This is a genomic window from Caldanaerobacter subterraneus subsp. tengcongensis MB4, from assembly GCF_000007085.1.
GTDB classification, from domain to species: domain Bacteria; phylum Bacillota; class Thermoanaerobacteria; order Thermoanaerobacterales; family Thermoanaerobacteraceae; genus Thermoanaerobacter; species Thermoanaerobacter subterraneus.
Genome location: NC_003869.1, coordinates 1,974,980 through 1,991,432 on the forward strand (window position 1 = coordinate 1,974,980; position 16,453 = coordinate 1,991,432).

At 36.7% G+C, this 16,453-nt stretch carries 20 protein-coding genes; all 20 read right to left on the reverse strand.

All coding sequences use genetic code 11. From position 1 onward, the window contains the following. Window positions 1-57: 57 nt before the first annotated feature. The 20 genes from TTE_RS09745 to TTE_RS09840 all read right to left on the reverse strand — a co-directional run bounded on the left by TTE_RS09745 (window position 58) and on the right by TTE_RS09840 (window position 16,435). Window positions 58-1,707: an AAA family ATPase gene (locus TTE_RS09745; protein WP_011026146.1), complete on the reverse strand. Its 1,650-nt coding sequence runs from the start codon at window positions 1,705-1,707 to the stop codon at window positions 58-60. Next, the gene (locus TTE_RS09750) at window positions 1,704-1,928 is read right to left on the reverse strand and encodes a hypothetical protein (protein ID WP_011026147.1); all 225 of its coding nucleotides are present in this window, start codon (window positions 1,926-1,928) and stop codon (window positions 1,704-1,706) included. Before TTE_RS09750 ends, TTE_RS09745 begins: the two co-directional genes overlap by 4 nt. A gap of 73 nt (window positions 1,929-2,001) precedes the next feature. Then, entirely contained in the window at window positions 2,002-2,463 is a 462-nt protein-coding gene (locus TTE_RS09755; RefSeq protein WP_011026148.1) for a hypothetical protein, read from the reverse strand. A gap of 4 nt (window positions 2,464-2,467) precedes the next feature. Then, window positions 2,468-2,860, reverse strand: coding sequence for a hypothetical protein (locus TTE_RS09760; RefSeq protein WP_011026149.1), 393 nt, complete (start codon window positions 2,858-2,860; stop codon window positions 2,468-2,470). Between the two features lie 54 nt (window positions 2,861-2,914). Beyond that, window positions 2,915-3,928, reverse strand: coding sequence for a hypothetical protein (locus TTE_RS09765; protein ID WP_011026150.1), 1,014 nt, complete (start codon window positions 3,926-3,928; stop codon window positions 2,915-2,917). A 366-nt stretch (window positions 3,929-4,294) separates the two neighbouring features. After that, window positions 4,295-4,705: a putative toxin-antitoxin system toxin component, PIN family gene (locus TTE_RS09770; protein ID WP_011026152.1), complete on the reverse strand. Its 411-nt coding sequence runs from the start codon at window positions 4,703-4,705 to the stop codon at window positions 4,295-4,297. After that, window positions 4,698-4,937 (reverse strand): DUF2281 domain-containing protein, encoded by a 240-nt coding sequence (locus TTE_RS09775; RefSeq protein WP_081427420.1) that lies wholly within the window; start codon window positions 4,935-4,937, stop codon window positions 4,698-4,700. The genes TTE_RS09770 and TTE_RS09775 overlap by 8 nt, the downstream gene beginning before the upstream one ends. A gap of 455 nt (window positions 4,938-5,392) precedes the next feature. Continuing rightward, the gene (locus tag TTE_RS09780) at window positions 5,393-6,166 is read right to left on the reverse strand and encodes a S1 RNA-binding domain-containing protein (protein WP_011026154.1); all 774 of its coding nucleotides are present in this window, start codon (window positions 6,164-6,166) and stop codon (window positions 5,393-5,395) included. Window positions 6,167-6,202: 36 nt separating this feature from the next. Continuing rightward, on the reverse strand, window positions 6,203-7,396 hold the full coding sequence (locus TTE_RS09785; RefSeq protein WP_226990201.1) for a ParB/RepB/Spo0J family partition protein: 1,194 nt from the start codon (window positions 7,394-7,396) through the stop codon (window positions 6,203-6,205). 23 nt (window positions 7,397-7,419) lie between these two features. After that, window positions 7,420-9,498: a VirD4-like conjugal transfer protein, CD1115 family gene (locus tag TTE_RS09790; RefSeq protein WP_081427421.1), complete on the reverse strand. Its 2,079-nt coding sequence runs from the start codon at window positions 9,496-9,498 to the stop codon at window positions 7,420-7,422. After that, complete coding sequence (locus TTE_RS09795; protein WP_011026157.1) at window positions 9,495-9,815, reverse strand: hypothetical protein; 321 nt, start codon at window positions 9,813-9,815, stop codon at window positions 9,495-9,497. Before TTE_RS09795 ends, TTE_RS09790 begins: the two co-directional genes overlap by 4 nt. A 55-nt stretch (window positions 9,816-9,870) precedes the next feature. Then, a complete protein-coding gene (locus TTE_RS13320) occupies window positions 9,871-10,776 on the reverse strand; it encodes a hypothetical protein (protein WP_011026158.1) in 906 nt (301 codons plus the stop codon). A gap of 148 nt (window positions 10,777-10,924) precedes the next feature. Beyond that, complete coding sequence (locus TTE_RS09805) at window positions 10,925-11,308, reverse strand: helix-turn-helix domain-containing protein (protein WP_011026159.1); 384 nt, start codon at window positions 11,306-11,308, stop codon at window positions 10,925-10,927. A gap of 879 nt (window positions 11,309-12,187) precedes the next feature. Continuing rightward, on the reverse strand, window positions 12,188-12,736 hold the full coding sequence (locus tag TTE_RS09810) for a hypothetical protein (protein WP_011026160.1): 549 nt from the start codon (window positions 12,734-12,736) through the stop codon (window positions 12,188-12,190). Next, window positions 12,714-12,938 carry a hypothetical protein gene (locus tag TTE_RS09815; RefSeq protein ID WP_011026161.1) on the reverse strand — a complete coding sequence of 75 codons (225 nt, stop codon included), beginning with the start codon at window positions 12,936-12,938 and terminating at the stop codon, window positions 12,714-12,716. Before TTE_RS09815 ends, TTE_RS09810 begins: the two co-directional genes overlap by 23 nt. Window positions 12,939-13,027: 89 nt before the next feature. Next, window positions 13,028-13,372 carry a hypothetical protein gene (locus tag TTE_RS09820; protein WP_011026162.1) on the reverse strand — a complete coding sequence of 115 codons (345 nt, stop codon included), beginning with the start codon at window positions 13,370-13,372 and terminating at the stop codon, window positions 13,028-13,030. Between the two features lie 297 nt (window positions 13,373-13,669). Beyond that, window positions 13,670-14,065, reverse strand: coding sequence for a hypothetical protein (locus TTE_RS09825; protein WP_011026163.1), 396 nt, complete (start codon window positions 14,063-14,065; stop codon window positions 13,670-13,672). Between the two features lie 22 nt (window positions 14,066-14,087). Next, window positions 14,088-15,092 carry a ParM/StbA family protein gene (locus tag TTE_RS09830; RefSeq protein ID WP_011026164.1) on the reverse strand — a complete coding sequence of 335 codons (1,005 nt, stop codon included), beginning with the start codon at window positions 15,090-15,092 and terminating at the stop codon, window positions 14,088-14,090. 29 nt (window positions 15,093-15,121) lie between these two features. Next, window positions 15,122-15,583, reverse strand: a complete 462-nt coding sequence (locus TTE_RS09835) for a single-stranded DNA-binding protein (RefSeq protein ID WP_011026165.1) — start codon at window positions 15,581-15,583, stop codon at window positions 15,122-15,124. Window positions 15,584-15,664: 81 nt separating this feature from the next. Beyond that, window positions 15,665-16,435, reverse strand: coding sequence for a helix-turn-helix domain-containing protein (locus tag TTE_RS09840; protein ID WP_011026166.1), 771 nt, complete (start codon window positions 16,433-16,435; stop codon window positions 15,665-15,667). Between the last annotated feature and the right edge of the window lie 18 nt (window positions 16,436-16,453).

Genomic DNA, 16,453 nt, shown 5'->3' on the forward strand with positions numbered 1-16,453 from the left:
ATAACTCTTTTTTTTTGCAAAACAACATCTATATTTTAAAAATAAACCAGCAGGAGATTAACTCCTGCCAGTTTTTATTTCTAGTTTTTTTGTTCCTTTTTTTACTATGGACTCAAGTATTTGTGTGTTTGGTGCAGTATATTCTGTAATGCTTTCTGCATTGTCTATAAAAATTGGGAATTTTATTTTTGTTAGACCCATTATCAGGTTTGCAATTTCAAGGCCTGCCTTAATTCGTTCAGAGTAGGAAAGTATGTTAAATTCTTTTCCATCGTAGAGAATTTTGAAGTCGTCTTTAATTTCTCCTGTGCTCTGAACAATTTTCCAGAGCTGAAGTGATACTTTGTTCAGGTATTTATTTATCTCTGTTGCTTCTAGTTCTAATTTTTTGGCATTGAATGCTTTTGCATATTCTATCAAAGTTTTTACTTCGTTTATTTGCTGTTCGGCCAGTTTTATATCTTCTTCTACTTCTTTCAGCTTCTTTTTTGCTTCTTCTTTCTGTCTGAGCAATGCTTTGACACTTTCGTTGTGGCTTATTACTTCTCTTTCTTCAAATCTGAGCCTTTCTATTTGCTGCATTATTTGCTGTATTTGTTCTTTGTTTGCATTTGTATTTAGTGCATTTTCTAGTCTCTTGATTTTTATCTCAAGGGCTTTTCTGTATTTGTTTACTTTTTCTTTAAACTCTTTTTCTGCCTTTTCGTTTTCTTCGATAACAGCCTTCAACTCTGCAGCAGTTTTTGTGCCTTTTTCTTTTATCTCCTGCAGCTTTGCCAGTAAAAGCTGCTTTTCTTTTGCAGTAACATCTATTTTATTGCCACATTTATTACAGGTGATGTACTGTGGTTTAAGGTTTTTGATTTGCTCTTGAATTTGTTTGTATTCCTGCAGCAGTTCTTCTCTGGTTTTCTGCAGGATGCTTGTGTCTTTTAACTGAGGTTTCTCTATCGGTGGGTTTTTGTATTGTTCTTTCAGTATTGCAAGCTCCTTTTCTATTTCTATGTTTTGATTTTTCTGGAACTCCATTAGTTTCTTTTCCAGCTCTTTTAACTGTGTTTCATCAAAGCTTTTCATTTCGGGAATCTTTGCATTTATTATCTGTCTCAATATCTCTATATTCCCTTCAGATTTTAAAAGCCCGTCTTCCCAGTCTTTTAGAATTTCCCGCTGCTTTTCAATGAAGGTGTTTGCATTATTAAATCCGTTTTTCTTTAAAGTTTCTGCTACTTCTGGAGAAAGTTTTTCGAAAACTTCTTCGTTGGAAACCTCCGGCAAAACTTTGTAGAGAATGGCCTTGGCATCTCTTGGAGCAAGAGTTGTAAAGTATAGAGGGTTGAATACAGTGAAGAATATGTCCTTGTCCTGTACGAACTGAGTATACAGATCAATTTGTGTAGACTTAACACCGTTTATGGTTATTTCTATTTCGTTCTTCTTTTTTGAACGGGTTATTTCGTATTCTTTTCCATCTTTTTCTATAACTAAGGTTACGGACATTTCATTTTTCCCTATAGTTACTAATTTGTTTGTTACATTTTCTGTACCAAACAGGTTTGCCCCTGTCAGGCACCATGCTATTGCTTCTCCTATTGAAGTTTTCCCAGTTCCGTTGTCTCCATAGATTACGGTGTTTTTATCATTGAAATTAATAATTGTATTTTTATGACTCTTGAAGTTTTTTAAGGTTATCGATTTTATTATCATCTTGTTTTCCCCCTTCTTTTTTCGATTTTTATATCTTCTAAATTTGCTTTTGACATGAATAAGTCAAAAAGTATTAGATCTCTGTCAAAGTAGATAGCCCTTATGCTGTCTTTACAAAAACGATCAATATTTTCTTCATTTTCAGGATTATAACCAAAATCTTTAATGTCCCTTTTGTCAAAATTTACTTCTAAAGTTAACGTGATTTTCCTTTTAATCATTTTGTCCTTCCTCCTCCTTTATTTTTTGGAAGTTAAAAGCACGCCCCTGATACCTCAAAGGCGTGCTTTCTCCTTAAAAATGGTAATCCAGGACAGAACCAATGTAGTATTTTATTCCTTCCTTTAAAACATAGCGGACAAATGTGTCTAACGTCATCCATTCTCCTTTAATGTGAATATATGTTCCATATTTCTTATTGATCAGGTTTTGTATTTCCCATACCTTGTAAGTGTCTTTTACAAAGTCTTCAAAACTAAGATTTTCTACAGCTTCTTTTAATTTAAAAAATTTTGCTGCAAAATACTTATCCTTAAAGCCTTCAAGGAAAGTAATAGACTGTTCTTTTTCGTTGTATACTATCCCAAATTCCTTTAATTCTTCGACAAAATATTGAATTTCTTCGGCTCTGTCTACGTCATCGCTCACGTAATCTGCTATAACCCCTACAAAATCGTCATAAAAATCTTCTTCGCAGATAAAGTCTTCTTCAAATCTCAAAGGTTTCTCTTCTAACTGGATAATTGTCCCATGCATAAATTTATCCCTCCTTTACTTTTTGGCTTTCTTTATAGGCTAAATAAATGTCTTTCAGGACTGCTTCATAATTTTTTAGTGCCATGAAGAGCGCACCTCTGCTGCGTATCTTAATGGCTTCATCTATGTCTATCATGCAGTCCTGATATTTTTTATCAAGCTCTGGAGCGTTTTCTACGGCCCAGAGCAGGCCTACTTTCTCTCCTTTAAAAATTCGGGTTAATTTGTCTCTAAAGTTTTGTAGGTACTGCATTACAGCCTCGTCATCCCAGTCTGGAACCAATGAGTAAAATTTCTCCTTCTCAAGATTCCAGATCTGTTCATGATACTTCCGTTGTTCTTCTATGGGAAGTGAATAGGCACGTCTGAGCTTGCTTTCTATTTCTTTTAGACTCATAAGACTTCCTCCTTCATTTTTTTAATTAAAAGAGGGGAACTGCTCCCCTCTTTTTTACATTACCATTTCGTAGTCTATAACTTCTTCCAGCTGTTTATTTCCTACTTTTGTTTCTTTAAGTGTGTAGTTCTTTATTATTGCGTTTTTCATCTCTTTGAACTCCTCTGGAACAACCATTGTATGCTGGTTACCTTTTGTATCACTCAAAGATGCAACGTATATAGTCTTGCCTGTCTTGTCGAAAAAGCCTTTGACAGCAGTAACTTCCAGAGGTCCATACTTGCTGTTGTCGTTTTGCACTTCCTCAGGGAATAGGTCTTCCGGTACGTCGTCTATTTCCTCTTCTGGAGGGAATGTAAAATCCTCGTTTTCTACTTCGTCCATTGCTTCATTTATTATGTCTTCTATGTCTTTTTCTTCATCGGCTGCTGGCGGGTTTACCGCTGCGTTTGGCTGGTAGAGATGTAATATATATACTGTTTTGTTATATTTGCCGTCTGCCAGCACTTTCATAGGGACAAGTGCCAGCTTAAGTGGTATTCCGGCTATTTTGCCTCCGTTTGCAGATTTTATTATGTCTATAGCTGTGTTTATCTTTTTAATGCTGTTTATGGAGCTAGTATCAATCTGGAAAACTCCCTCTGGTATTCCCTGTACGTAGAATAGTAAATTCCCTACTTCCCTGCACTGCCCTTTCTGGTAGTACGGGCAGTTTCTGTATTTGCACTCAATCTGCCTTATTTCCCCTGTTTGTGTGTTGGTTTCGAGAGCTGTTTCTCCGTCGCCTTTGCATAAAAGCCTGTTGTTTCCATATCTTTTAAGCCACTGCGGGAAAAATACTTCCGGGTCGTTTACAGGGAATATGATGTCAATCTCTTTCGGTTTTTCTCCATAAAGCGCTTTGAATTTTGCTACAATCTCCGGAGCCGTATTCCCATCCTCATAGACCACAAAATAGTCTGTTGCTGTAGGATAGAGATTCCCTCCTTTCCCTTTCTGCTTTATGCCCAGATGAATTTTCCCTATCCGGGCCAGGCTTCTTTTTTCTGTTAATCCTTTAATTGGCATACATATTCCTCCTTTTTTTGATTTTTATATTAAAAAAACGTACAGAGAAAGGCTCTGTACGTTTCAGACATTTTTTAATACCGCTTTTTACGGCAGAGGGTATTGTGCCGTGAGTCTCTCCCAGCAACCCCTTCTTTACTCTCTCCTGCACCGCAGACGGAAGGGGTACGGATTCTGCAGGAGAGGTGTTTTACGCTGAGATGAAACCCTATGTACAAAAAACAGAAGGGAAAAGCTCCTGCTCAGGATTCTTCTGTCTGCCTGTATTTTTGTTCCGTTTGTTCTGCTTTGTAAAAATAAAAAAGGTATATTCAAAGGCTTTTTAAAAGCTTTGAATATACCTTAATTCCACATTTTAATTGTTTTTCAATTTTTATTTTTAATAATTTCCAAAAATTCTTTTACTGTTACAATACGTATTCCACCGTATTCTTTGATTTCTAACAAATCTTTGTCACCAGATACTATAAAATTACAATTTCCATCTATTGCACAATTAATGAATTTATTATCATCCTTGTCTCTTGATACTGTTACATTACTTGAAACATGAACAAATTCTGCAAGTTCTTCGATAAAATAAAGCAGTTTTTGTTTAATTTCTTTGCGGAAATTGAACTTTTTATACTCTATAACTCTTTTATATTCAGAATATATATCTTCGGATATAACCCATGTAAATTTATACATTGCACAGTACTCAAGAAGTTCTTTCATGATAGGACTGCCAAACAAAATTGATACAAATACATTTGTATCAATTACAGCCCTAATCATTAGTTTCCCTTATTTCTTTTACAAGTTCAGAAATATTATCTTCTGAGTAGCCGTGTGATTCTAATACCCGCTTAGTTTCTTTTGTTATTTCAAACATATCTTTTACAATCTTTAGCCTTTTTTGTATCAAATATTCTACAAAATCCAGGACTTCTTTTTGTTCATCTTTTGGCATCATTTTTACTTTTTCATATATAATATCATCCAGCCTGTCATTAAGCGCTTTTGACATTTCTATCACCACCAATTTTTATTATTCCTTCTTTTCTTTTAATTATAACATTGTTACGGAAATATAAAAAGATGTATACATACTTTCAAAAATATTGACAAATCTTTTATTCACATTTTTTGTGCTTTTTAATATCATTTTTTATAGCCAAAAATCGCTGCAGGTGTTTTGTAATTTTTGGCGCTGCTTTTTACGGCCTTGAGCGCCATGCCGGGCAGATCTTTCAGCAACTTCTCCTTTACCCGCAAAAGGGGAGAAGAACGGCTCTTATTAGAAATATTTTATGCTGAGGTACTGCCTGTTCGGTATATAGTATATCTTCTTTTTTAAAAAAGTAAACTCTTTTTTAAACAAGTTCAAAAATATTGTTCTGTAAACAGCTCTTTTGATATTCCTTTAAACGTTTACCACAAACAGCCGAATAACAGGGGCAGGATAAACCCTTCCTGCCCTGTCTACTGCGCTTTTCTGACAAGCCTTTTTAAAACGCCTGTTATTCTTTGCTTTTTGTGGTCTATTCTTGTTATGCGCACTGTAACTTTGTCGCCTTTTTCTATTTTTGTTTTCCAGTAAGGATTGGGACATAATACATCTATTCCGGGTTCAAGGTTGACGAAGTATCCATAGGGCTGTGAGCCTGTTACAGTGCCTAAATATTCTCCTCCTTTTTTGTATTTTGTATCTACCTGCTCAAATGGATTTGGCTTTGTCTGCTTTATTGAGATTTCTACTACGCTGTTTTCTATGTCCAGTTTTGTTATTTTGGCCGGTACTCTGTCTCCAACCTGCAGAAGGTCGTTTATTCTGTCTATATAGCCGTATCCTATCTCTTCTTTTGGTACCTTGGTTTCTATTCCATATACTTCTGCAATGGCATGGTTTTTGCCTATTGCAACGATGCGGGCAAGTATTACGTCTCCTTCTTCATGCTTTGGAAGTTCGTATTTTTTCCTTAAGTTCATTGCGAATTTTCTTGAGGCAATTGCTATTTCTTTTTCTGTGTCTATTCCACGTACTACAAAGTCTATTTCAGCGCCTATCATTGAGCGTACAATTGTTTTGTTTATGTTTTCGATTCCCATTTCTTCAAAAGGTATTATTACTTTTACTCCGTCGTAGAATATGACTGCAAAGTTTTTATCTTCCTGGCTTTCTATTGCGCTTAAGGTACCTGTTAGAATTTTGTTTGACTGCCTTGAGGCATAAATGTCCTGCCATGCTTCTGTCATTTTTACCTTCTCCTTTCATTTTAGTTTTTTTTTATTTTAAAAAGAGCCCAGTGCATTTTCCAGGCTCTTTTTAAGGCTTAATATGGAATTTTTAAGCTGTTCCCTTACTTCACTGCTGCAGGATGCTATTTCTCTGAAAGTGGATATTCTGTCATTCAGCCTGTTGATTTCGTCTATAATTTTTTTTGCTTTTTCATCAGATGTGGCTTGCAGTTTCAGCTCTTCGTATTCTCTTTTTGTTCTTTCAAGCTCCTGCTGCAATAGGTTTAGCTTTTCTTCAGCTTCTACCTGCTCTTTTTTCAGCTTCTCTAACTCCTTTTTTATGTTATCAGGGATTACTTCTACCGTCTTTATCACTCCGTTTTCCAGTCTTTTTATTTTTTCGTCATTGAACTTTATTGCTGTTTCGTACTGCTTTATTAAGCTTTCTTTCTTTGAAATTTCTTCTTCTTTCAGCTTCAGCGTATACTCTCTGGATTGAAGTTCTCTGCGCAGGCTGTTTATTTCGTCTACAAGCTCTTTTATGCTTTCTTCTGATTCTTCTTTGATTTTTCTTATCTGCTGTGCTGTCATTTTGTTTATGTCTTCACCTAAAGCGTAATAGAGCTTTCTTTGCACCTCTTCGTCAAGTGCTGCAAGCTGCACACCTTCTGTTGTTGAAAGCTTTCCTTCATCTATCAGCTGCTGTATTTCGGGGATTAAATTATTTAGCCTGGTAATACGTCTTAACTGCCTTTCAGAAATACCTATTAATTCGGCTAGGTATGATTGAGAAAATTCTACAGTCGAATCGGACATTTTGTCCGTTTGATATGAAGAATTTACCAATTCACTTTTCCTATCCCCACCTCTTCTGATACCGTATATTCTCATAAGTTCTACGAGACACCTTGCAAGTTTTAAATCATTCAGATTGCCCTTACCCCTCTGCCTCAAGTTTGTTTCTATCAAGTCTTTCAATATCCAGTCTTCTTTTGTTATCCCGTCTCTGTCTTTGTACGTTCTTACTTCACACGGCACTTCTTCGATTCCCAGCTCTTTTGCAGCTCTTAGCCTTTGTGAGCCTGATATTACTGTATAGGTCTCGTCTTCATTTCTGGTTACAATTAGAGGGGTTATTATTCCGCTTGTCTTTATGCTTTCTAAAAAATCCTGCCATGCCTGTCCCTGTATGTCGTCAAAGAATTCTTTGTTCCTTGGGTGCTCTCTTAAAAGATTGGTACTTATCATTTTCAATGTTAAAAAACCTCCTTTTACCAGAATTGTTTTTTATTCTTTTCGCCTTTTGTTTTTTCTTTTTCAGCACTGGGCTCTTTGATATTGTCTGTCTCATTTATTTTTAACTGCCCGTTCTCTGATGTACTGAATGTGCTTGATATGAAGAATACTTCTTCCGCAGCAATATTTTCAGAAGGCTCTTCTCTGTCTTTTATACTGCCAGCAGGTTTCCTGTTATTTTCAACTGTTTCTGCAGGCTCACTTATAGGTTTGCTTGCAGATTCATTTTTGTGTTCTTTTTTAAGCTCATTTTTAAGTTCATCTACAGGTTTGGGTTCAGGTTCTCTTGTTTCTTCTTTTGCCCATTCAGGTATATATTCAGTAATTGGTACAGGCCTGATTTCTTTTGACAGCGGATGCTTTATATAATCCATCTTTTCTACCATTAGAGGTTTCTGGCCTCTCAATATCACTATTGCGTTTCTGTGGTCGAGCCTCAGTATTTCGTCCGGAGTAAGAAGAGGCCTTTTCTGCGTGTTCAGTGATATGTCCCCAAAATCAAAAAGGCCTTCTAAGCCTGCGTGTTTTCTGAACGTTCTTGCTTCGACTGTAGCCTGTCCAAGTAAATCTGATACAAACTGAGCTGTTGCAACGTCCGTGCAGCCTAAAAACAGCCTCGTGTCGCAGTTGCCTATGATTTCCTGCCAGGCATCATTCGGATACCTGTTTTTGAGCTGCGATATGTTTTGAAATACTACGCTTGAGTGTATCCCTCTTGAGCGCATTGTGCTTATCTTTTTGGTGAAGTCAGGTACAGCGCCTATGTTGGGGAATTCGTCCAGCAGGAAGTATACGTTTGGGTTCAGTGTTCCTCCGTTCATATCTGCGTATCTTGTGAGCTTTATGAAGAGGAATGAGAAAAACAGGCCTGCCAAAAAGTCAAATGTTGAGTCTGTGTCGCTTGATATGCAGAAGTATGCGCATTTTTCTCTGCCTGGAAGTTCTAAATCTATGTCGCTTGTTTCTGTGATTTTCTGTACCATCTTGTTCTGGAATACCTGGAGTCTTGTACCCAGACCTATTATAATACCTGTTCTGACTGTTTCGTTTGCCTGCGCATAAATGTTGTAAGGCATTTTTGCCGGGTGGCTGTTAGGTAAAGTTTTAAAGACGGAGTCCACTGCCCTTGGCTCTGCACTTGCCAGAAGTGAGTATACGCTTGCAAGGTTTCTTTCATGCTCCGGATATTCCATTGCTACGTATAAGGCAAGTGCTTTTAACAGGTTCTGCTCTGCCCTGTCCCAGAAGGGATCGCCCGATTTTGTTGTCGCTACTTTTGTGTTGCTTATGATTACTTCTACAAAGAGCTGTGCGTCTATGTCGTCCTGTATGGTTTCAATTGGGTTCCATCTGTCAGAGTGCTTCATGTTTACAAGGTTGAAGACTTTTATAGTATATCCTCTGTTTTTTAGAAACTCTGCCATGTCTCTGAATATTTCTCCTTTGGGATCCGTTATTACCATGCTCTGTCCTTCCTTTGCCAGCTGCAGTATGTTTGTTCTTATATATGCTCTTGATTTCATTGAGCCAGGGGATCCGAATATTGCCACATTTCTGTTTAAAAAGCTGTCAGGTGGAAGTGTAACTACTTTACTGCCTATCCTGCCCAGTATTAATCCTTTGTTTGTGCCTATGCCCAGTATTTTTTTCGCTTCTTGCACTGTCATCCAGTTTGCTGTTCCGTGTGTTCCGTCATCTCTCAGGTATTTTACACCCTGTGTTCTGTAGTCTGTTGCTCTGGCAAGTATTACTAATACTGCTATTGCTGGTATGGAGATTAACAGGAAGATAAGATAGGCCTTTAATGTTGCCGGGTTTGTGAGCTCTTTTAAGCTCAGCAGTGGGTTTGTGTACATCTGTTTTATGGGAGTGAAGTCTATTTTTGAGCTGGTTTGTGGGTTTAGCTGTGATAAAAGCTGGAACGTTTTGATTAGAGGTACAAAAAGCCATGCTGTAAGAAAAGCGTATAAAAGGAACACTGCTGTGCCCAGTAAAATCTTGGCTGTGGTACTTTGTGGGCCTTCATTGGAAAAAGAAAAGTCTTTAAAGTTCATTTTATCAGCTCCCTTCTGAGCCTTTTTAGCACGTCTACTATTTCTACCGCCACGTCCATCAATTCTGCTCCTTTGCAGCAGCCGTCCCAGAACCAGTATTCAAAAACACTTTTTATTGCTTTATACGCCAGCTCTGTTTTATCTTCATCCAGATACCAGCACCGGTTTATTATTTCTACTACTTCGCTGTCATATTCGTCGTCTTCTTCTATATCAGCATTTGCGCTTAATATGCCTAAAGGATCATATTTATTTACTATTTTTCTTACGGCCTTAAACGCTTCACTTTCTTTATTTAAAAAGTTCAGTTTTGTCATTCCTATCACTCCTTTTTTATAATACTGTACGACTTTTCTGAAAATTTACTTAACATTATAATATCTCTTCTGCTTTTATTGTCCTTATACTGCACTCCGGGAACATTTCTTTGAACATTTCTTCCTGTCCCTCCAGGCATAATATTTCTATTTCTGTCATTTTTGTATATCTGTACTGTGCAAGTATTAGATAGTTCTTTATTTTTGCTGCTTTTTCTATGTCGTTTAAGATTAATACCACAACCTCTTTATCCCCTATACTAAAGTCTGCTTCTTTCCAGTTCGGCTCTTTTAGGCTGCTTCCGTAAACCTTTACGGCTGCTTCTTCTATCAAGTTCCTGCGTCCATGCTCTTTTAAAAGCTCTACTCCGTACGGATACGGCAGTAACAGCTGCTCCTTTAATCCCAGTCCTTCTACGCCGTATCTTTTCCTTGCTTCTGGACTTTCGTAAAACACTATGCTCCTGTATATGCCCAACTTGTGCAGTTTTTCCTGTTCGCTTTTTACAGCGTCTATTTTCTCTTTACTGGGTTCTTTCCCTATGCTGTACACTGCGTACTCTGTACGTCCTATTAAAAAGCCTAGAAAAATGCTGCTCCTGTATATTGAAGGCTTCTGCTCTTTTATTTTACGGCTGTCCACAAAAGTCCAGTCCGTTCCTAAAAAGTCAAAGTAAAGGTCGCTTATTCTCTGTACACGTTCTTTCTGCCCATGTGCTGTAGGAATCCCTTTCCTCTTTAAGCCTATGCTTCTCACGTACTCTATTCCTTTTGAGCCCAGCATTACGTACCCTTTCAGTCTCCTTACGTAGTGGGCTTTTCTTAATAGGGCTATCCTTTTTAAGTAGTATGCCTTTGTTTCGTATATGTGCGACAGGTTTTCTACCTTTATCATGCTCAATTCCGCAAGCATCTCTAAAAGCTTTTTGTCACGTTCTGTTAATTCTACATTTACAGGCATTTGGCACTCTCCTTTCCGGTTTTAAATAAGTTTCGTTAAATTTTTAACAAAGTCTTGTGACGGTACTTTTTTTTTAAAATGCAAACAACTTTTTTGTGAGTTGTGTAATTTTGCTTATTTTTTTTGAAAAAGTTCTATAAAACTTGTGTTAAATGCTTGATATATTTGTTAAATTGTGGTTCATTTTAAGCTCTTCATCCATGTTATACATTGTATTTAAATTCATGACAAATTGATTGGCAAATGCAATAACTTCTAAATCCTCATCAGAGATTTTATATGTTCCAAAGTTTACTGCAATCTGTTCACTTGAACTTTCATTATCATCCAGCAAATACTTATAATCACAACCATATAATCCGGCCAGTCGTTCTAAAACGTCCGTACTGATTTTTTCTCTGCCTTTTTCATAACGTGCGAGCTGCTTTTGACTGATTCCCAGATACCTTGCAGCCTGTTCTCGAGTAAAACCTCTCTGTCTGCGTAATTCCCACAACCGCCTGCCTATTTCCCTGTACACTTCTTCCTTCATAAACATCACCTCAAGGTTTTATGAACTATTGCAAATACATTCCAGGCACGTCTAAAAAAAGAAAGCAAAAAGCCAAAAAGCTGAATCAAAGCCTTATAAGGCCTTTGAAAAGCCTGTCTTTCTTCTGCTGTACTTTACTGAATATTCATGTGCTGTGTTTTTGCACCTTCTCCTTCGGTGAAAACTTCCTGCCACTGCCTAAAACCTGCTGAACCTTCCTGTTTGTGTTCTTTCTGCCGTGTTAGCAAAAACTTCTATGATTGTGTCTCTTTCCCTCTGCCAAAAACATTTATGTGCCTTCTCCTTTGCTTTAACTGTGGGATGGAAAAGTGCTCTCCATTTTGCCTTTCTCTCTTACTGCCTTAAACCTGCAAAACCTTCCTGCAATGCCGTCTTGCGTAACCAGAGCTTTTGCCACTGCAACATTGATACTGCTTTCTCCTGCCCTGCGGTTCTAACCATGGCGGTGCAGATAACCTTTTATAAACTGCCCCTTTACATTATAACTTTTTCCTACTGCACTAAACCTGCAGAGCCTTTTAGATTGTGCTGTTCTATCCTGTTAGTACAGTTCTTTCTATTTAGTGCTGTCCTTTTACTGCACTAAACTTTGGTAGCCGTCCTTCGGACGGCTACCTAATGCTAATCTTAATAAAAAAAATAATTGAAGTATTAGGGGGTTGGATGAAAAACGATTTTAAAAAGTTCCATTGATTATTTTCTGCCCTCATACTGTTTTTTTAAAGCGCTAATTTTACAGTAAATTTACATGTTTTAATACCTGTCTTTTGGCATACCTGTCTTTTTATAGTTATTTTTGAGATATAAAAATAGGAGTTTTTAAGGGTATTTTTGGGTTCAAAAAAGGACAGGTAAAACTTACGTCTCATTGAGAATTTCATGCAATTTTTTTGGAAAAACTTTATAATCAATGATATAGATTTCTGTTCTTGGGCTGTCACTGAAGTTAGCGTTAAACCCATAAGAAACATATCTGTAATTATCATCTGCAACTATTCTGCTGTATTTTATTCCGTCTATTATGGGTTTTATATCACGGTTATCTACATCCACATTTGAAACAGGGAAATAAAATTTGACAAAAACAAAAATGCGGTCAAATGAGATTTTGTCCTTTACGTTTTTCAAAGCAAACATCACATTGTTTATCCATCTTTCTTTTTCTTCATTTTTTGTTGATTGCAGTCTTGCAGGGTAGTCCATCACAGTTAACTTCACGACTTTACCATTATCCAGAATTTCCACTTCTACGTTGTCTGAAGACAGAAGATTGTTGGGTTTTTCTCCTGCTCTTATCTGGTAGTTCAGTGCCCAGTAAAGCTCTCTTCTTGCTTTTTCAATGGCACCGTATGCGTTTAGAAGATGTTTTGCTTCGACTTCTACTTTACCTGCCATCTCTTTCTCCATAAAAACCACTCCTTTCCATCTTTTCAATTTTATCTAACAAAAATTCTATTTTGTTTAAAGCAAAAACAGTTCTGCCCCAGAATGTGTAGTAAAAATCCAGTGCTTTTCTTGTGGTTTCGCTCATGTTTCTTTCATTCCAGATAGGTGAGTCAACGTCTACACGAACGTTCAGTCTTCTTTTCTGTTCCTTTCTTTTTACCATCGTATTACACCTCTCTTTTATTTCACATAATGTATTGGCTTTGTTCTGTTAAAAGTTGCAATACCCAATAAAAAAAGACTGATGAATGCTCACATATTGAGGAAGTCATTCACCAGTCCTCTCAGGATTTCTTCATTGTTTTTCTTTTTATTGTTTTTATCAGATTCTAACAGTACGGTATTTTTATTCAAACCTGCGACTACCGGCTGGGTCTTAATCATTTCTTTTATTTCTGCAATGTCTGCTGACTGCCTCTTTACTGCTTCTTGAATTTCTTTTATGCTGTTCAGTATCTGCTGTACCATATCTTTATTGTTTATATAAAACCGCAGAGCTTCTCTTATAAAATCTCCTCTCTCTTTTCCCTGCAGGGATGAGAGTGCTGCAAGAATTTCTGAATCACTGTTTTTGACACGGAAGGTATATTTGTTCATAAAATTTCAACCCCTTGCAGTATGGCATAGAATTTTTAACAAGTGACGTCGCCCGCAAGCAGCAGTATTAAAGGCTTTGAAGGATAAAAACATCAAAAGTGACGTCAGTACAGATGTAGCAAAATATTAAACTGACGTCACTTTTTAAAAATGCTCATTTAAAACATAGATATTGCAAGTATTTAAGGCTGACGTCATTTTTGTGAGTGGACTGACGTCAGTTTTAAAAAAAATATGCTTAAACCCTTATTACATGTGGCTTACAGGTGACGTCAGAAATATTATATATTTAAAAGATTATGATTGGTTAGTTTTTGAACATTGAAGAAGACGAGCATAAACAAGCGTATTGAAAGTTTTTTTTAGAGATTTTATATGTTCTCTATATTCATTGCTTATTGAAAACAAAGGGAAAATCATATCCTCTGTTACTTGCTGTTTTCCACATTCCACACAATCTATATAACGAGGAATTCGATCCGTACTTTTGTATATATATAGTTGTCTAAAACAAACAGGACAAACAATGCGCCAATACAATTCTAATTTATTATCATTAACTAATTCCATCAATCTTTCGAATACCTCTTCAAGGCTTATTCCTGTATCTTTCTCTATTGCAGTTGGTGTAAAATATTTTATTGGTTTTAAAGCACATTCGTTTACCCAATCATCCACTAACCACTTATTCATTTTTTATCACCTTCCTATGATTTTATTTTTGTATCTCCGCTACCTTTAAAAAGCCCAGCGCATTTGCAAATTGAGCATCTTTTACTAATTCTACACTTGTATGAACATCTTTTAAGTAGGGATACAAATCAGCGCCTCCTCCACCTGCAACAAATATAACCATTACCTTGTCAAGTATTCCTTTTAAGCTTGTATATATTCTCTTTTCTATCAGCTTTGCAAGTTCTTTTTTTAATGCAGTTATTTCTTCAGTAAAATCAATGTATTTACCTTTAAAATAGATGCTTCCTTTGTTTAAAATTGTTATAAAATCTCCTGTATCAAGGTTGGATCCGGTTTTTGCGGTATATATTTGCTCCATTGCAGTAAATATTTTTGAAATTCCTGCATCAATGGTTCCTGACAAGTCTGCAAGGAAGTAAGGCCTGTCTTCTACAAAAAAGACAATATAATCTGTAGTTTTAAAACCTATGTCAATCAGCACTATATAGGAATCGCTTAAAAGATATTTGTCTAAATCCTCCAGCAGAGCGTAATATACTGCACCCGCTGCCTGCGGGAAAACAGTAACCTTCTCAAATTCTACTGTTTTCATCAGCCTGTATTCCGGCAGTGATACCAGTGCTTTGTAGTTTTTGAGCTCTTCTTCAAAAGCTTTTTTGTATGCCTGAAACTGCTTTAAAGGCAAACCGGTTACAAGGTTTATTGGTTCATTTTCATTCATTGTTAAAAGAAATATCGCTGTTGAGAGCAGTGCTTTAGCTTCCGGTTCAGTGTATTTATCTATGTCCAGCGCAAACGAGTTGGAAAAACCTTCTCTCCTGGCAAGATTGCCTACGTAATAGGAATTTTCACCGTCTTTATCAACTATTTTTACGTGCAGGTTTTCTATTATGTCATTTGTGTTAAAAATTCCTGCCAGCGGTCTGTCAAAGCCTATGGACACTATTGAAGGGAATATAATTCTTTTATTCTGGCTGTTTACTCCTTTTACGTACCCAAAGCCCAAGTCAAGTCCAATGTTCATGTGTAAAACCCTCCTCAAATGAAAAAATTTTAAACAGTAAAAAGATTTTCCAGATCTTCTATTGTGATTTCTTCAAAGTCTTCATCAACAAAGTTTGTTTCTTCTGCAGGCTCAGCTTTTTCTTCAGCAGCTTCCAGTTCTGGTGCAGGTTCTTCCTGCCTTGTATTTCTAGGTCTTGCAAGCAAAGATATTTCCTCCGCAACAACCTCCAGTATACGTACATTTTTCCCACTACCATCTGTATATCTTCTTGTCTGCAACCTGCCCACAACTGCGACTAAAGTACCCTTTACTGCATACTGCTCCAGTATTTCTGCAAGCCTGTTCCATGCGACAACTGGTATAAAGTCTGTTTCACGATTACCTTCCTTATTGGTATAGTTTCTGTCTACTGCAAGTGAAAAATGAACGACAGGATGCCCGGAAGGAGTTATAAGTTTTTTCAAGTCTTTTGTTGTCCTTCCTACCAGCATGACTTTGTTAAGGCTCATTTTATACATCCCCTTTCTTCACTTAATATTATACATTTATTTATTGCTACCGTCAATAAATAAAATTAAAAGAGGCAGGATTTACTCTCCTACCTCTTTTTCTACCTCTTCCAACCTAAATAGTTCATTTACATCAACGCCAATAGCGTAAGCCATTTTTAGTGCAGTTTCTATGCCTGTACTCCCTTTTCTTATTTTTACTATGTTGTACATTTCCTGTGGGCTAATATCAAGCCTTGCAGCAAGCTGAGTTCTTCTTAAACCTTTTTTCTTCAAAACCTCATCTACATACAGCTTTACATTCATTTTCTTTAGTTCTTCTTTTATTTTTTCATCCTGTTCTCTTTCCTCTTTGGAAATTCTGGTGTAAAGAGTTTTGCTGGGCTCTTTATACTCCTCATCAATTCTTCTTAAAGTATAAAGCCTGTTTACATCTACTCCCAGTGCGTAGGCCATCTTTAAAGCTGTTCTTATGCTTGTTGACTGATTTTTTGTAAGTATATGGATGTAGTTTGGGGATACATCAAGCATGTTTGCAAGGCGCCTCAAAGATATACCTCTTTCATTTAAAACCTCTTTTATATGGTTCTGAAATGTGTACTGTTTTAGTATGTCCCTTATTTCTTCATCTTCTTTTATTTCTCTCAGCTCTTCCAGAAGCTGATCCTTGTCTTTGAAGTCTTCTGCCCTTTCTGTTATGTCTATAAAAAGCTGTGTATCCAGAAGAAAAATGCTGCATCTTGGGCACGTAAGGACGGGTACATTTTCAGCTCTGTGCCCGTCTACTTCAAATGTTTTGTATATAGTTACAAGTTCTCCTCCGCATTTTGGACATTTAGTTGGACGAGTCATTTTTTGCACCTTCTTTCC

Bases quoted from the DNA above. Each gene is read 5' to 3' on its own strand.
- TTE_RS09745 (WP_011026146.1), bottom strand. From the start codon at position 1,707: ATGATAATAAAATCGATAACCTTAAAAAACTTCAAGAGTCATAAAAAT.
- TTE_RS09750 (WP_011026147.1), bottom strand. From the start codon at position 1,928: ATGATTAAAAGGAAAATCACGTTAACTTTAGAAGTAAATTTTGACAAA.
- TTE_RS09755 (WP_011026148.1), bottom strand. From the start codon at position 2,463: ATGCATGGGACAATTATCCAGTTAGAAGAGAAACCTTTGAGATTTGAA.
- TTE_RS09760 (WP_011026149.1), bottom strand. From the start codon at position 2,860: ATGAGTCTAAAAGAAATAGAAAGCAAGCTCAGACGTGCCTATTCACTT.
- TTE_RS09765 (WP_011026150.1), bottom strand. From the start codon at position 3,928: ATGCCAATTAAAGGATTAACAGAAAAAAGAAGCCTGGCCCGGATAGGG.
- TTE_RS09770 (WP_011026152.1), bottom strand. From the start codon at position 4,705: ATGATTAGGGCTGTAATTGATACAAATGTATTTGTATCAATTTTGTTT.
- TTE_RS09775 (WP_081427420.1), bottom strand. From the start codon at position 4,937: ATGTCAAAAGCGCTTAATGACAGGCTGGATGATATTATATATGAAAAA.
- TTE_RS09780 (WP_011026154.1), bottom strand. From the start codon at position 6,166: ATGACAGAAGCATGGCAGGACATTTATGCCTCAAGGCAGTCAAACAAA.
- TTE_RS09785 (WP_226990201.1), bottom strand. From the start codon at position 7,396: ATGATAAGTACCAATCTTTTAAGAGAGCACCCAAGGAACAAAGAATTC.
- TTE_RS09790 (WP_081427421.1), bottom strand. From the start codon at position 9,498: ATGAACTTTAAAGACTTTTCTTTTTCCAATGAAGGCCCACAAAGTACC.
- TTE_RS09795 (WP_011026157.1), bottom strand. From the start codon at position 9,815: ATGACAAAACTGAACTTTTTAAATAAAGAAAGTGAAGCGTTTAAGGCC.
- TTE_RS13320 (WP_011026158.1), bottom strand. From the start codon at position 10,776: ATGCCTGTAAATGTAGAATTAACAGAACGTGACAAAAAGCTTTTAGAG.
- TTE_RS09805 (WP_011026159.1), bottom strand. From the start codon at position 11,308: ATGAAGGAAGAAGTGTACAGGGAAATAGGCAGGCGGTTGTGGGAATTA.
- TTE_RS09810 (WP_011026160.1), bottom strand. From the start codon at position 12,736: ATGGAGAAAGAGATGGCAGGTAAAGTAGAAGTCGAAGCAAAACATCTT.
- TTE_RS09815 (WP_011026161.1), bottom strand. From the start codon at position 12,938: ATGGTAAAAAGAAAGGAACAGAAAAGAAGACTGAACGTTCGTGTAGAC.
- TTE_RS09820 (WP_011026162.1), bottom strand. From the start codon at position 13,372: ATGAACAAATATACCTTCCGTGTCAAAAACAGTGATTCAGAAATTCTT.
- TTE_RS09825 (WP_011026163.1), bottom strand. From the start codon at position 14,065: ATGAATAAGTGGTTAGTGGATGATTGGGTAAACGAATGTGCTTTAAAA.
- TTE_RS09830 (WP_011026164.1), bottom strand. From the start codon at position 15,092: ATGAACATTGGACTTGACTTGGGCTTTGGGTACGTAAAAGGAGTAAAC.
- TTE_RS09835 (WP_011026165.1), bottom strand. From the start codon at position 15,583: ATGAGCCTTAACAAAGTCATGCTGGTAGGAAGGACAACAAAAGACTTG.
- TTE_RS09840 (WP_011026166.1), bottom strand. From the start codon at position 16,435: ATGACTCGTCCAACTAAATGTCCAAAATGCGGAGGAGAACTTGTAACT.